This window comes from Piscibacillus salipiscarius (genome assembly GCF_042685285.1).
Lineage (GTDB): Bacteria > Bacillota > Bacilli > Bacillales > Alkalibacillaceae > Piscibacillus > Piscibacillus salipiscarius.
Genome location: NZ_JBHUMZ010000051.1, coordinates 49934 through 62314 on the forward strand (window position 1 = coordinate 49934; position 12381 = coordinate 62314).

The following is a 12381-nucleotide window of genomic DNA, read 5'->3' on the forward strand; positions in this document are numbered from 1 at the left end:
CCTTTCTGTCTTTTAACGGATATTATTTAGCAGTTTTACCTTCCTTACGACGTACATACTCGCCTTCGTAACGAATACCTTTACCTTTGTAAGGTTCAGGTGGACGAATAGCGCGAATGTTCGCAGCAACTGCTCCAACTATTTCTTTATCGATTCCTTTAACAACAACTTTTGTGTTAGAAGGAGTCTCAATGTCAATTCCTTCGATTGGGTCAATTTCTACTGGGTGTGAATAACCAGCATTTACAACCAATTTCTTACCTTGCATCTGAGCACGGTAACCAACACCTTGAATTTCAAGTGATTTTTCGAAGCCTTTTGTAACTCCTTCAACCATGTTACCGATTAGACTTCTTGTTGTACCGTGAAGAGAGCGGTGTTCTTTATTTTCACTTGGGCGTTCCACTGTTAACACATTATCTTCTACTTTGATTGTCATATCTTCGTGGAACGTACGAGTTAATTCACCTTTAGGACCTTTTACAGTCACTGTATTTCCATCAAATTTAAATTCAACATCATTTGGGATTTCAAGTGTTTTTAAACCTACACGTGACATACCTTACACCTCCTGACTTTCAAGTATTACCAAACGTAAGCTACTACTTCGCCGCCTACAGCCTGGCTGCGAGCTTCTTTATCCGTTAAAACACCTTTAGAAGTGGATACAACAGCGATTCCTAAGCCGTTTAAAACTTTAGGGATCTCATCTGATTTTGCATACACACGACGTCCAGGCTTACTAATACGTTTAATTCCACTAATAACGCGCTCATTGTTAGCACCGTATTTTAGGAAAAGACGTAAAACACCTTGCTTGTCGTCTTCAATATATTCATAATCGCGAATATAACCTTCACGCTTCAAAATATCCACGATATCTTTTTTAAGTTTAGAAGCTGGGACTTCTAATTGATCATGACGAACCATGTTCGCATTGCGAATTCTTGTTAGCATATCTGCAATTGGATCTGACATCATTTGTACATTACCTCCTTCCCATTTATCGGGTTTACCAGCTTGCTTTTTTAACGCCAGGAATTTGTCCTTCGTAAGCTAATTCACGGAAACAAATACGGCATAATTTAAATTTGCGAATTACGGAATGCGGACGACCGCAACGTTCACAACGAGTGTATTCGCGCACTTTAAATTTTTGTGGGCGCTTTTGTTTTGCGATCATTGATTTTTTAGCCACAATTTTCCCTCCTTATTCAGTAAGTTACTGTTTAAAAGGCATACCGAACTGACCTAATAATTCACGAGCCTCTTCATCAGTATCTGCAGTCGTTACAATAACAATATCCATACCGCGCACTTTACTCACTTTATCGTAATCAATTTCCGGGAAAATCAATTGTTCTTTAACACCTAAAGTATAGTTACCGCGACCGTCGAACGCTCTAGAAGAGATACCACGGAAGTCACGTACACGAGGTAGTGAAACGGCGATTAACTTTTGTAGGAAATCGTACATACGCTCACCACGTAGTGTAACTTTCGCTCCGATTGGCATACCTTCACGTAGACGGAAACCAGCGATTGATTTTTTAGCCTTTGTAACAGTTGGTTTTTGACCGGAAATTAGAGTTAATTCTTCAACAGCATTTTCAAGCGCTTTTGCGTTTTGAACAGCGTCACCAACACCCATGTTGACCACGATTTTTTCAACTTTTGGCGCTTGCATTACAGAGCTATAGTTAAATTTCTCAACTAAGCTAGGAACAATCTCTTCATTGTACTTTTTCTTTAGTTCGTTCATCTTATAGACCTCCTTTCACGCAACTACTATTTATCTAAAGGTTCACCTGAATTTTTAGCGATACGGACTTTCTTTCCGTCGCGCTCTTCATAACCGACACGAGTAGGCTCACCTGATTTAGGATCGATAGGCATAACATTAGAAACATGAATTGGCGCTTCTTGGTTCAAGATTCCACCCTGTGGATTTTCTTGTGAAGGCTTAGCGTGTTTCTTAACGTAATTAACACCTTCAACCAAAACGCGTTCTTTCTTTGGATAGGCTTCTAAGATTGTGCCTTCTTTACCTTTATCTTTACCAGTAATAACTTTGACTTTATCGCCTTTCTTTACATGCATGAATCGTGCACCTCCTTGCAAGGCATGGTTTGCTTAATTACATCTATATAAGCGACTAATTATAGTACTTCTGGAGCTAAGGAAACGATCTTCATAAACTGTCTTTCACGTAGTTCACGTGCAACAGGGCCGAAGATACGAGTTCCACGCGGGCTTTTATCATCACGGATAATAACCGCTGCGTTTTCGTCAAAACGGATATAAGAACCGTCTTTACGGCGAACACCGCTCTTAGAACGTACAATAACAGCTCTAACAACTTCACCTTTTTTGACAACGCCGCCTGGTGTTGCTTGTTTAACCGAGCAAACAATTACATCACCAATGTTAGCTGTCTTACGTCCAGAACCGCCTAGAACTTTAATAGTTGAAACTTCACGAGCACCTGAGTTATCAGCAACTTTTAGACGAGATTCTTGTTGGATCATAGGATTTGTTACCTCCCTTCGGAATCAATACCGAGCGATTATATAATAACTGCTTCTTCAACAATTTCAACTAAACGAAAGCGTTTCGTAGCTGATAATGGACGAGTTTCCATGATGCTAACGATATCGCCTTTTTTAGCTTGATTGTTTTCGTCATGCGCTTTGAATTTTTTAGAGTACTTAACACGCTTACCATAAAGCGGGTGGAATTTATAAGTTTCTACTAGAACCGTAATGGTTTTATCCATTTTGTCAGAAATCACGCGTCCAGTATAAACTTTGCGATCTTTACGTTCACTCATTGAGGTAGACCTCCTCTCAATTATCGATTATTAATGCCGACTTCTCTTTCACGAATAACTGTTTTCATACGAGCAATTGATTTTCTAACTTCACGGATACGTACCGTGTTTTCAAGTTGACCAGTTGCTAGTTGAAAGCGTAAGTTAAACAGTTCTTCTTTTAAAGATTTGATTTTTTGTTCGATTTCGGCAGTGGTAAGTTCTCTGATTTCGTTAGCTTTCATTGCTATCACCACCAATTTCTTCACGTTTTACGAACTTCGTTTTAACTGGAAGTTTGTGTGACGCTAAGCGTAATGCTTCACGAGCCACCTCTTCGTTTACTCCAGCTACTTCGAATAAGATTTTTCCTGGTTTTACTACTGCTACCCAACCTTCTGGAGAACCTTTACCGGAACCCATACGAACTTCTAGAGGTTTAGCAGTTTTAGGTTTGTCTGGAAAGATTTTAATCCAAACTTTACCGCCACGTTTCATGTAACGAGTCATTGCAATACGAGCAGCCTCGATTTGACGGCTTGTAATCCAAGCTCCTTCAAGTGCTTGAAGACCAAATTCACCATGTGATACTTGTGTGCCACCTTTTGCGCGACCTTTTAAGCTAGCGCGGTGTTGTCTACGAAATTTTACACGTTTAGGCATTAGCATACTGCGAATCCCCCTTCCTTATTTATTGTCAGATTTAGTTGGAAGGACCTCTCCACGATAAATCCACACTTTAACACCTAGTTTACCGTAAGTAGTATCGGCTTCTGCCGTACCATAATCGATATCAGCACGTAATGTGTGAAGTGGTACAGTTCCTTCGTTATATTGTTCCGCACGCGCAATATCTGCACCGCCTAGACGACCAGATACTTGCGTTTTAATACCTTTTGCTCCAGCACGCATTGCACGTTGGATCGCTTGCTTCTGTACACGACGGAAAGAAACGCGATTTTCAAGTTGTCGAGCAATGTTTTCAGCTACTAGAGTTGAGTCTAATTCTGGCTTTTTCACCTCAACGATGTTGATATGAACACGTTTACCAGTTAAGTTACTTAGTTTTGTACGTAGTGCTTCTACTTCAGATCCACCTTTACCAATTACCATTCCTGGTTTCGCTGTGTGGATAGAAATGTTAATACGATTTGCAGCACGTTCAATTTCAATAGAAGATACTGCTGAATCTTTTAAACGTTCTTCAATATATTCACGAACCTGAATGTCTTCGTGTAATAAATCAGCATAATCTTTTTCTGCGTACCATTTAGATTCCCAGTCACGAATTACGCCAATACGAAGACCTTTAGGGTTAATTTTTTGACCCACTGATTATCCCTCCTTCTTTTCTGATACCACAACTGTAATGTGGCTAGTACGTTTGTTAATCGCGCTTGCGCGACCTTGTGCACGTGGGCGGAAACGTTTAAGTGTTACGCCTTCATTTACATAAGCTTCAGAGATATATAGATTATCCGTATCTAGTTCATAATTGTGCTCAGCATTCGCAACGGCTGACTTTAAAACCTTCTCAATGATTGGTGAAGCCGCACGGTTTGTGTGAGCTAGAATTGCGAAAGCCTCGCCAACTTCTTTTCCTCGAATTAAATCCATGACTAAACGAGCTTTACGAGGAGCAATACGAACTGTTTTAGCTACTGCTTTAGCTTGTTGCATCATGCTAACCTCCTCTCAATTAGCGATTTGTTTTCTTATCGTCACCGGAATGACCTTTAAACGTACGAGTTGGAGCAAACTCACCTAATTTATGTCCAACCATGTCTTCCGTAATATAAACGGGTACATGTTTACGGCCGTCATATACAGCAATCGTGTTTCCAACAAAGTTAGGGAAGATTGTAGAACGGCGTGACCATGTTTTAATGACGGACTTCTTCTTTTCATCGTTCATTGTTTCAACTTTTTTCATTAAGTGATCATCCACGAAAGGTCCCTTTTTTAAACTACGACCCATGAATAAACCTCCTTCCGTCTTTTCGCCAATCGCATTAACGATTGAGCTGAATCAAAATTATTTCTTCTTACGACGACGTACAATAAACTTATCTGATTGTTTATTACGCTTACGAGTTTTAAGTCCAAGCGTAGGTTTACCCCATGGTGACATAGGAGATGGAAGACCGATTGGAGCACGACCTTCACCACCACCGTGTGGGTGATCGCTTGGGTTCATTACAGAACCACGAACTGTTGGACGAACACCTTTCCAACGAGTACGTCCTGCTTTACCTACTCTTACAAGTTCATGTTCAATGTTTCCAACTTGACCGATTGTTGCACGGCAAGTACCTAGAATCATACGTGTTTCGCCAGAAGCTAATCGGACTAATACGTATTTTTCTTCTTTACCTAGGATTTGTGCTTGTGCACCTGCTGAACGAACTAACTGTCCTCCGCGTCCTGGTTTTAACTCGATATTGTGAACAGTTGTACCTACAGGCATTTTATTAAGTGGTAGTGCGTTACCTGCTTTAATGTCTGCACCTTCACCAGATAAAATTTCTTGACCTACTTTTAGGCCTTTAGGTGCTAGGATATAGCGTTTTTCACCGTCTGCATAGTTGATTAACGCAATGTTAGCCGAACGGTTTGGATCATATTCGATCGTAGCAACGCGTCCTGGTATACCATCTTTATCACGTTTGAAATCAATGATACGGTATTGGCGCTTGTGTCCTCCACCTTGATGACGAACCGTTAGTTTCCCTTGGTTATTACGTCCTGCACGTTTTTTGACAGGTGCAAGTAGGGATTTTTCCGGGCTATTAGTCGTAATTTCTTCGTTTGTTAAAGTTGACATGTTACGACGCCCGTTACTAGTTGGTTTATACTTTTTAATCGCCATCTGTTTTCCCTCCTTTAATAAATAGTTGATTTATCCGACTTAAACACCTTCAAAGAAATCTAGTTCTTTACTATCAGGCGTTAGAGTTACAATAGCTTTTTTACGATCTGGGCGATAACCTTCGTAACGACCCATACGTCTTTTCTTACCTTTTAAGTTGATTGTGTTAACTTTATCAACTTTAACTCCGAAAATAGTTTCAACGGCATGTTTAATTTCCGTTTTATTAGCTTTGTTAGCCACTTCAAACGTATATTTATTTTCAGCCATTAAATCTGCAGAGTGTTCTGTGATAATTGGGCGCTTAATGATATCTCTTGGTTCTGTCATTATGCAAGCACCTCCCCTGCTTTTTCAGCTGCTTCTTTTGTCATGAACAGCTTGTCATACTTCAGTAAATCTAATACATTAACTTGTTCTACTGTTAGAACATGCACGCCTTGTAGATTGTTAGCAGAACGCTCGATGTTTTCATCTTTATCTGCAGTAACAATTAAAGCTTTTTCGTTTACATCAAAGCTGTTTAGTAATTGAACAACTTCTTTAGTTTTAGGTGCTTCAATGCTTAAGTCTTCTAAAACTACAATTTCATCGTTTTGTACTTTAGAAGATAAAGCAGAACGAAGCGCTAAACGACGTACTTTTTTAGGCATTTTGTAGCTGTAGCTACGCGGTGTTGGACCAAATACAGTTCCACCACCAACCCATTGTGGAGAACGGATAGACCCTTGACGAGCGCGACCCGTACCTTTTTGGCGCCATGGTTTACGGCCACCACCAGATACTTCAGAGCGACCTTTCACTTTGTGAGTACCTTGACGTAGAGATGCTTGTTGCATCACAACTGCTTCTTTTAAAACCGTTTCATTTGGTTCAATACCAAAAACTCCATCAGTAAGCTCAAGATCGCCTACCTGAGAGCCAGCTTGATTGTATAGTGCTACTTTAGGCATGACATATCCTCCCTTCGTTTAATATTTAGTTAGCCTTAACCGCACTTGAAATTTCAACATATGATTTCTTCGCACCAGGTACATTACCTTTTACAAGAATCAAGTTGTTCTCTGTATCTACTTTTACAACTTCTAAGTTTTGAATAGTTACAGTTTGACCACCCATTTGCCCAGGTAATTTTTTACCTTTGAATACGCGCATAGGGTCAATAACACCCATCGCACCTGGAGCACGGTGATAATGCGAACCGTGAGTCATAGGTCCACGTTGTTGATTATGTCGTTTAATCGCACCTTGGAACCCTTTACCTTTAGAAGTTCCGGTTACGTCGATTTTTTCTCCTGCTTCAAAAACATCCACACTTAACTCTTGACCTACTTCATATTCGTCAAGATTTACGTTACGGATTTCGCGAATGAAGCGCTTAGGCTTAGTATTGGCCTTCTCTGCATGACCTTTTGCCGGTTTATTCGCATTCGATTCTTTTTGATCCGCAAAACCTACTTGAATAGCTTCATAGCCATCGTTTTCAACTGATTTCTTCTGAAGAACTACGTTACCTTCAGCTTGAATTACTGTTACAGGTACTAGTTCGCCGTTTTCAGAGAAAAGTTGAGTCATTCCGATTTTGCGTCCTAAGATTCCTTTCGCCATCCGTTACACCTCCTAAAAAATTGTTTTATAGTTTAATTTCAATATCAACGCCAGATGGTAAGTCTAATCTCATTAATGAGTCAACTGTTTGAGGCGTTGGGCTCAGAATGTCAATCAAACGTTTGTGTGTGCGCATTTCAAATTGTTCACGAGCATCTTTATACTTGTGAACTGCACGTAAGATTGTGTAAACAGAGCGCTCAGTTGGCAATGGGATCGGACCAGAAACCTCTGCTCCAGAACGTTTTGCCGTTTCTACGATTTTCTCCGCTGATTGATCAAGCACACGGTGATCATAAGCTTTTAAGCGGATACGGATTTTCTCTTTTGCCATTACTTTCCCTCCTTTTCGTCTATCTTTTCAACAGACATACTCCGTGAAAATTTCCTCCACACTCGCCATGGCAAAGGGGCCGGGTGTGTCAGCAACCTTCCACTTCATCGCCTTTGATATGACTGCAACATTAAACATTATACAGAATAAACCCGCTATTAGCAAGGAATTTCAATAAGTTTCTTTGCAATCACCTTAGTTATTATACTAAGGTTTAGCGCCTCTTTCAACCAATAGGGTAATATTCAGAAAAATTATGATAATAGCCTAGTAAATTTACTCTTTTTTAGTTTAATTAAAAACAAAAAAGACTACCGAATAGATCGGTAGTCTTTTGAATTAACTGTTATTATTCAGTGATAGTTGAAACAACGCCAGCGCCTACTGTACGGCCACCTTCACGGATTGAGAATTTAGTACCTTCTTCAATCGCAACTGTTGTGATTAGCTCAACGTCCATTTCAACGTTATCGCCAGGCATTACCATTTCTACTCCTTCTGGTAGCTGGATTACACCAGTTACGTCAGTTGTACGGAAGTAGAACTGCGGACGATAGTTTGTGAAGAATGGAGTATGACGTCCACCTTCTTCTTTAGATAGAACATAAACTTCTGCTTTAAATTTAGTGTGTGGAGTGATCGAACCAGGCTTAGCTAGTACTTGACCACGTTTGATTTCTTCACGAGAAACACCACGTAATAGTGCACCAATGTTGTCACCAGCTTCAGCATAGTCAAGAAGCTTACGGAACATTTCAACACCAGTTACAGTAGTTTTGCTTGCGTCTTCAGCAAGACCAACGATTTCAACTTCGTCACCAACTGATACTTGACCACGTTCAACACGGCCAGTAGCAACTGTACCACGGCCAGTGATTGAGAATACGTCCTCAACTGGCATCATGAATGGTTTATCAGTGTCACGGTCTGGAGTTGGGATATACTCGTCAACAGCATCCATTAATTCATAGATCGCGTTAACGTATTGCTCTTCGCCTTCAAGAGCCATTAGAGCAGAACCTTTAACTACTGGTACATCGTCACCAGGGAAGTCGTATTCAGATAGTAAGTCACGTACTTCCATTTCAACTAGTTCTAGTAGCTCTTCGTCGTCTACCATGTCACATTTGTTTAAGAATACAACGATGGCAGGTACACCAACCTGACGAGAAAGTAGGATGTGCTCACGAGTTTGTGGCATTGGACCATCAGCTGCAGATACAACTAAGATCGCGCCGTCCATTTGTGCTGCACCAGTGATCATGTTTTTAACATAGTCAGCGTGTCCTGGGCAGTCAACGTGAGCATAGTGACGGTTTTCAGTTTCATACTCAACGTGAGCTGTAGAAATTGTGATTCCACGCTCTTTTTCTTCAGGAGCACCGTCGATTTGGTCATAAGCCATTGCAGTACCTTTACCTGATTTTTGGTGTAATACAGTTGTGATTGCTGCAGTTAAAGTTGTTTTACCATGGTCAACGTGTCCGATAGTACCAATGTTAACGTGTGATTTGGAACGGTCAAATTTTTCTTTTGACATTTATATTTCCTCCTTAAAATTGAATTAAGTTTTATATGTTTCAGTCATCTCCTAATATAGCATTAGGAGATTACTGTTTACAATAATTCTTATTGTGTTTTTTAAAATAGTGATTTATTGACCACTATTTTTCTTGATGATTTCTTCTGAGATGCTCTTAGGAACTTCCTCGTAATGGCTGAAGTGCATAGTATAAGTTCCACGACCTTGAGTGTTCGAACGTAATGCAGTTGCATAACCGAACATTTCAGAAAGTGGCACGAATGCATTAACAACTGATGCATTACCGCGTGAACCCATACCTTCTACACGTCCACGGCGAGAAGTTACGTCACCCATAATGTCACCCATGTATTCTTCAGGAACAACGATTTCTACTTTCATCATTGGTTCTAGTAAAACAGGGTTACATTTGTTTTTAGCTTCTTTAAGAGCCATAGATGCAGCTACTTTAAACGCAGTCTCGTTCGAGTCTACATCGTGGTATGAACCATCATATAAAGTAGCTTTAACATCGATTAGTGGATAACCTGCAAGTACCCCATTTTCCATTGAATCCTCAATACCAGCTTGAACTGATGGGATATATTCTTTCGGTACAACACCACCAACGATTTTGTTTACGAATTCGAAGCCAGCACCTTCTTCGTTTGGTTCAAATTTAACCCAAACGTGACCGTATTGTCCACGACCACCAGACTGACGTACGAATTTACCTTCAACTTCCGCAGAACCACGGAAAGTTTCACGGTAAGCAACCTGCGGAGCACCTACATTTGCGTCAACTTTAAACTCACGTTTTAGACGGTCAACAATGATGTCTAGGTGAAGTTCACCCATACCATGAATAATTGTTTGGCCTGTCTCTTCGTTTGTTTCAGTACGGAAAGTAGGGTCTTCCTCAGCTAGTTTACCTAAAGCGATACCCATTTTATCTTGGTCTGATTTAGATCTTGGTTCAATAGCAACCGCAATAACTGGATCAGGAAATTCCATAGATTCAAGAATAACTAAATTCTTTTCCTCACATAGAGTGTCACCTGTTGCAGTATCTTTCAAACCAACACCACCAGCAATATCGCCAGCGTAAACCATGTCTACTTCTTCACGGTGGTTTGCGTGCATTTGTAGGATACGACCTACACGCTCACGCTTATCTTTAGAAGCGTTCTTAACATAAGAACCACTGCTTAAAGTACCCGAGTAAACACGGAAGAATGTTAATTTACCAACATAAGGGTCTGTCATAACTTTGAATGCTAATGCAGAGAATGGTTCGTTGTCATCAGACTTACGAACAACTTCTTCATCTGTACCAGGTACGATACCTTCAATTGGAGGTACGTCTAATGGTGATGGAAGATAGTCAATTACTGCATCTAGTAATAACTGAACACCTTTGTTTTTGAAGGCAGAACCACACATTACAGGGTAGAATTCTACATCACAAGTCGCTTTACGAATTGCTGCTTTTAATTCATCAACAGAGAATTCTTCACCTTCAAGATATTTCATCATTAAATCTTCATCAAGCTCAGCAATCGCTTCGACTAGACGTCCGCGGTATTCTTCTGCTTGATCTTTGTACTCATCAGGAATATCTGTCGCTTTAGCGCGAGTTCCAAGGTCATCTTCATAGAAATAAGCTTTCATTTCTACTAAATCAATGATTCCTTCGAACTGATCCTCAGCACCAATTGGTAACTGGATAGGATGCGCATTCGCACCTAAGCGATCTTCTAAAGTACTTACAGAGTATAAGAAATCTGCACCGACTTTATCCATTTTGTTGATGAATACAACACGTGGTACACCGTATGTTGTAGCTTGGCGCCAAACCGTTTCCGTTTGTGGCTCAACACCTGATTGTGCGTCTAATAACGCAACTGAACCATCAAGTACACGAAGTGAACGTTCAACTTCAACTGTGAAGTCTACGTGTCCAGGTGTATCGATGATGTTAATACGATGGTCCTTCCACTGGGCTGTTGTAGCAGCAGAGGTAATCGTGATTCCACGCTCCTGCTCCTGCTCCATCCAGTCCATTTGGGAAGCCCCTTCGTGAGTTTCTCCCAGCTTATGAATGCGTCCTGTATAGAAAAGAATACGTTCAGTAGCTGTTGTTTTACCGGCATCAATGTGAGCCATGATCCCGATATTACGATACCTGTCTAAGGAGAACTCTCTAGGCATATTCATTTCTCCTTCCTGTATTAGAGCTAGATTGTATTATAAATATAATATTACCAACGATAGTGAGCAAACGCTTTGTTCGCTTCTGCCATTTTGTGCATTTCTTCACGGCGTTTTACCGCAGCACCTGTATTATTTGATGCATCTAAAATTTCATTAGCTAAACGCTCTTCCATTGTTTTCTCTCCGCGTAATCTTGCGTAGTTAACAATGAAGCGTAAACCTAGTGCTTGACGACGTTCTGGACGTACCTCAACTGGTACTTGGTAGTTTGAACCACCAACACGTCTAGCGCGTACTTCCAATACAGGCATAACATTTTTCATTGCTTCTTCAAAAACATCCATAGCGTTTTGACCACTACGTTCTTGTACTAAATCAAACGCATTGTATAGGATTTTTTGTGCAACACCTTTTTTACCGTCAACCATGATTTGGTTGATTAAACGTGTTACTAGTTTAGAGTTATAAATTGGATCTGGTAATACGTCTCTTTTAGGAACTGATCCTTTACGTGGCATGTAGAGTTCCTCCTTTCCTTGATGATCTATATCTTAAAAACCGATTATTTTTTAGGCTTTTTAGCACCGTATTTAGAACGACTTTGCATACGGCCTTCAACACCAGCAGTATCTAACGCACCACGAACGATGTGGTAACGAACACCTGGTAAGTCTTTTACACGTCCACCACGAATTAGAACAACACTGTGCTCTTGTAGGTTGTGGCCGATACCAGGAATGTATGCTGTAACCTCAATTTGGTTCGATAAACGAACACGTGCATATTTACGTAATGCTGAGTTCGGTTTTTTCGGTGTCATAGTCGCTACACGCGTGCACACTCCACGTTTTTGAGGAGCCGGATTATCAGTAAACTTCTTCTTATAAGAGTTAAATCCTTTGTTAAGTGCTGGTGAGTCAGACTTTTTAGATCTTGTTTTACGGCCTTTACGAACTAATTGGTTAATAGTTGGCATGTTATATCCTCCCTTCTTTAATAAGCATTTCTAATCCCACACATCCAGG

Annotated in this window: 21 protein-coding genes; all 21 read right to left on the reverse strand. The window is 40.5% G+C overall.

Going from position 1 to position 12381, the window contains the following annotated elements; genetic code table 11:
* Window positions 1–22: 22 nt before the first annotated feature.
* On the reverse strand, window positions 23–559 hold the full coding sequence (gene rplF, locus ACFSW4_RS14715; RefSeq protein ID WP_054753861.1) for a 50S ribosomal protein L6: 537 nt from the start codon (window positions 557–559) through the stop codon (window positions 23–25).
* A 26-nt stretch (window positions 560–585) separates the two neighbouring features.
* Window positions 586–981, reverse strand: a complete 396-nt coding sequence (gene rpsH, locus ACFSW4_RS14720) for a 30S ribosomal protein S8 (RefSeq protein WP_054753863.1) — start codon at window positions 979–981, stop codon at window positions 586–588.
* 31 nt (window positions 982–1012) lie between these two features.
* The gene (locus ACFSW4_RS14725) at window positions 1013–1198 is read right to left on the reverse strand and encodes a type Z 30S ribosomal protein S14 (protein ID WP_054753865.1); all 186 of its coding nucleotides are present in this window, start codon (window positions 1196–1198) and stop codon (window positions 1013–1015) included.
* Window positions 1199–1222: 24 nt separating this feature from the next.
* A complete protein-coding gene (gene rplE, locus ACFSW4_RS14730) occupies window positions 1223–1762 on the reverse strand; it encodes a 50S ribosomal protein L5 (RefSeq protein ID WP_377330214.1) in 540 nt (179 codons plus the stop codon).
* A gap of 26 nt (window positions 1763–1788) precedes the next feature.
* Window positions 1789–2100: a 50S ribosomal protein L24 gene (rplX, locus tag ACFSW4_RS14735; RefSeq protein ID WP_054753869.1), complete on the reverse strand. Its 312-nt coding sequence runs from the start codon at window positions 2098–2100 to the stop codon at window positions 1789–1791.
* 59 nt (window positions 2101–2159) lie between these two features.
* Complete coding sequence (gene rplN / locus ACFSW4_RS14740) at window positions 2160–2528, reverse strand: 50S ribosomal protein L14 (RefSeq protein ID WP_054753871.1); 369 nt, start codon at window positions 2526–2528, stop codon at window positions 2160–2162.
* Window positions 2529–2566: 38 nt separating this feature from the next.
* Window positions 2567–2830, reverse strand: a complete 264-nt coding sequence (gene rpsQ, locus ACFSW4_RS14745) for a 30S ribosomal protein S17 (protein WP_054753873.1) — start codon at window positions 2828–2830, stop codon at window positions 2567–2569.
* Between the two features lie 20 nt (window positions 2831–2850).
* Window positions 2851–3054: a 50S ribosomal protein L29 gene (gene rpmC, locus ACFSW4_RS14750; RefSeq protein ID WP_091773726.1), complete on the reverse strand. Its 204-nt coding sequence runs from the start codon at window positions 3052–3054 to the stop codon at window positions 2851–2853.
* Window positions 3044–3478 carry a 50S ribosomal protein L16 gene (rplP, locus tag ACFSW4_RS14755; protein ID WP_054753875.1) on the reverse strand — a complete coding sequence of 145 codons (435 nt, stop codon included), beginning with the start codon at window positions 3476–3478 and terminating at the stop codon, window positions 3044–3046. Before rplP ends, rpmC begins: the two co-directional genes overlap by 11 nt.
* Before the next feature lie 18 nt (window positions 3479–3496).
* Window positions 3497–4141, reverse strand: coding sequence for a 30S ribosomal protein S3 (gene rpsC / locus ACFSW4_RS14760; RefSeq protein ID WP_054753877.1), 645 nt, complete (start codon window positions 4139–4141; stop codon window positions 3497–3499).
* Between the two features lie 3 nt (window positions 4142–4144).
* Window positions 4145–4489, reverse strand: a complete 345-nt coding sequence (gene rplV, locus ACFSW4_RS14765; RefSeq protein ID WP_054753879.1) for a 50S ribosomal protein L22 — start codon at window positions 4487–4489, stop codon at window positions 4145–4147.
* A gap of 19 nt (window positions 4490–4508) precedes the next feature.
* Window positions 4509–4787 (reverse strand): 30S ribosomal protein S19, encoded by a 279-nt coding sequence (gene rpsS, locus ACFSW4_RS14770; RefSeq protein ID WP_054753881.1) that lies wholly within the window; start codon window positions 4785–4787, stop codon window positions 4509–4511.
* Window positions 4788–4844: 57 nt separating this feature from the next.
* Window positions 4845–5678 (reverse strand): 50S ribosomal protein L2, encoded by an 834-nt coding sequence (gene rplB, locus ACFSW4_RS14775; RefSeq protein ID WP_054753883.1) that lies wholly within the window; start codon window positions 5676–5678, stop codon window positions 4845–4847.
* A gap of 39 nt (window positions 5679–5717) precedes the next feature.
* Window positions 5718–6008 (reverse strand): 50S ribosomal protein L23, encoded by a 291-nt coding sequence (gene rplW / locus ACFSW4_RS14780; RefSeq protein ID WP_054753885.1) that lies wholly within the window; start codon window positions 6006–6008, stop codon window positions 5718–5720.
* Window positions 6008–6631: a 50S ribosomal protein L4 gene (rplD, locus tag ACFSW4_RS14785; RefSeq protein WP_377330219.1), complete on the reverse strand. Its 624-nt coding sequence runs from the start codon at window positions 6629–6631 to the stop codon at window positions 6008–6010. The genes rplW and rplD overlap by 1 nt, the downstream gene beginning before the upstream one ends.
* Before the next feature lie 25 nt (window positions 6632–6656).
* The gene (rplC, locus tag ACFSW4_RS14790) at window positions 6657–7286 is read right to left on the reverse strand and encodes a 50S ribosomal protein L3 (protein ID WP_377330221.1); all 630 of its coding nucleotides are present in this window, start codon (window positions 7284–7286) and stop codon (window positions 6657–6659) included.
* 25 nt (window positions 7287–7311) lie between these two features.
* Window positions 7312–7620 (reverse strand): 30S ribosomal protein S10, encoded by a 309-nt coding sequence (gene rpsJ, locus ACFSW4_RS14795; protein ID WP_054753888.1) that lies wholly within the window; start codon window positions 7618–7620, stop codon window positions 7312–7314.
* 349 nt (window positions 7621–7969) lie between these two features.
* Window positions 7970–9160 carry an elongation factor Tu gene (tuf, locus tag ACFSW4_RS14800; protein ID WP_377330223.1) on the reverse strand — a complete coding sequence of 397 codons (1191 nt, stop codon included), beginning with the start codon at window positions 9158–9160 and terminating at the stop codon, window positions 7970–7972.
* A 114-nt stretch (window positions 9161–9274) separates the two neighbouring features.
* Window positions 9275–11353, reverse strand: coding sequence for an elongation factor G (gene fusA, locus ACFSW4_RS14805; protein ID WP_054753890.1), 2079 nt, complete (start codon window positions 11351–11353; stop codon window positions 9275–9277).
* Between the two features lie 50 nt (window positions 11354–11403).
* On the reverse strand, window positions 11404–11874 hold the full coding sequence (gene rpsG / locus ACFSW4_RS14810; protein ID WP_377330225.1) for a 30S ribosomal protein S7: 471 nt from the start codon (window positions 11872–11874) through the stop codon (window positions 11404–11406).
* Window positions 11875–11918: 44 nt separating this feature from the next.
* Window positions 11919–12332, reverse strand: a complete 414-nt coding sequence (gene rpsL, locus ACFSW4_RS14815) for a 30S ribosomal protein S12 (RefSeq protein WP_377330227.1) — start codon at window positions 12330–12332, stop codon at window positions 11919–11921.
* Between the last annotated feature and the right edge of the window lie 49 nt (window positions 12333–12381).

Coding starts and splice junctions, on each gene's coding strand:
- rplF (WP_054753861.1), bottom strand. CDS start 559: ATGTCACGTGTAGGTTTAAAAACACTTGAAATCCCAAATGATGTTGAA.
- rpsH (WP_054753863.1), bottom strand. CDS start 981: ATGATGTCAGATCCAATTGCAGATATGCTAACAAGAATTCGCAATGCG.
- rplE (WP_377330214.1), bottom strand. CDS start 1,762: ATGAACGAACTAAAGAAAAAGTACAATGAAGAGATTGTTCCTAGCTTA.
- rplX (WP_054753869.1), bottom strand. CDS start 2,100: ATGCATGTAAAGAAAGGCGATAAAGTCAAAGTTATTACTGGTAAAGAT.
- rplN (WP_054753871.1), bottom strand. CDS start 2,528: ATGATCCAACAAGAATCTCGTCTAAAAGTTGCTGATAACTCAGGTGCT.
- rpsQ (WP_054753873.1), bottom strand. CDS start 2,830: ATGAGTGAACGTAAAGATCGCAAAGTTTATACTGGACGCGTGATTTCT.
- rpmC (WP_091773726.1), bottom strand. CDS start 3,054: ATGAAAGCTAACGAAATCAGAGAACTTACCACTGCCGAAATCGAACAA.
- rplP (WP_054753875.1), bottom strand. CDS start 3,478: ATGCTAATGCCTAAACGTGTAAAATTTCGTAGACAACACCGCGCTAGC.
- rplV (WP_054753879.1), bottom strand. CDS start 4,489: ATGCAACAAGCTAAAGCAGTAGCTAAAACAGTTCGTATTGCTCCTCGT.
- rpsS (WP_054753881.1), bottom strand. CDS start 4,787: ATGGGTCGTAGTTTAAAAAAGGGACCTTTCGTGGATGATCACTTAATG.
- rplB (WP_054753883.1), bottom strand. CDS start 5,678: ATGGCGATTAAAAAGTATAAACCAACTAGTAACGGGCGTCGTAACATG.
- rplW (WP_054753885.1), bottom strand. CDS start 6,008: ATGACAGAACCAAGAGATATCATTAAGCGCCCAATTATCACAGAACAC.
- rplD (WP_377330219.1), bottom strand. CDS start 6,631: ATGCCTAAAGTAGCACTATACAATCAAGCTGGCTCTCAGGTAGGCGAT.
- rplC (WP_377330221.1), bottom strand. CDS start 7,286: ATGGCGAAAGGAATCTTAGGACGCAAAATCGGAATGACTCAACTTTTC.
- rpsJ (WP_054753888.1), bottom strand. CDS start 7,620: ATGGCAAAAGAGAAAATCCGTATCCGCTTAAAAGCTTATGATCACCGT.
- tuf (WP_377330223.1), bottom strand. CDS start 9,160: ATGTCAAAAGAAAAATTTGACCGTTCCAAATCACACGTTAACATTGGT.
- fusA (WP_054753890.1), bottom strand. CDS start 11,353: ATGCCTAGAGAGTTCTCCTTAGACAGGTATCGTAATATCGGGATCATG.
- rpsG (WP_377330225.1), bottom strand. CDS start 11,874: ATGCCACGTAAAGGATCAGTTCCTAAAAGAGACGTATTACCAGATCCA.
- rpsL (WP_377330227.1), bottom strand. CDS start 12,332: ATGCCAACTATTAACCAATTAGTTCGTAAAGGCCGTAAAACAAGATCT.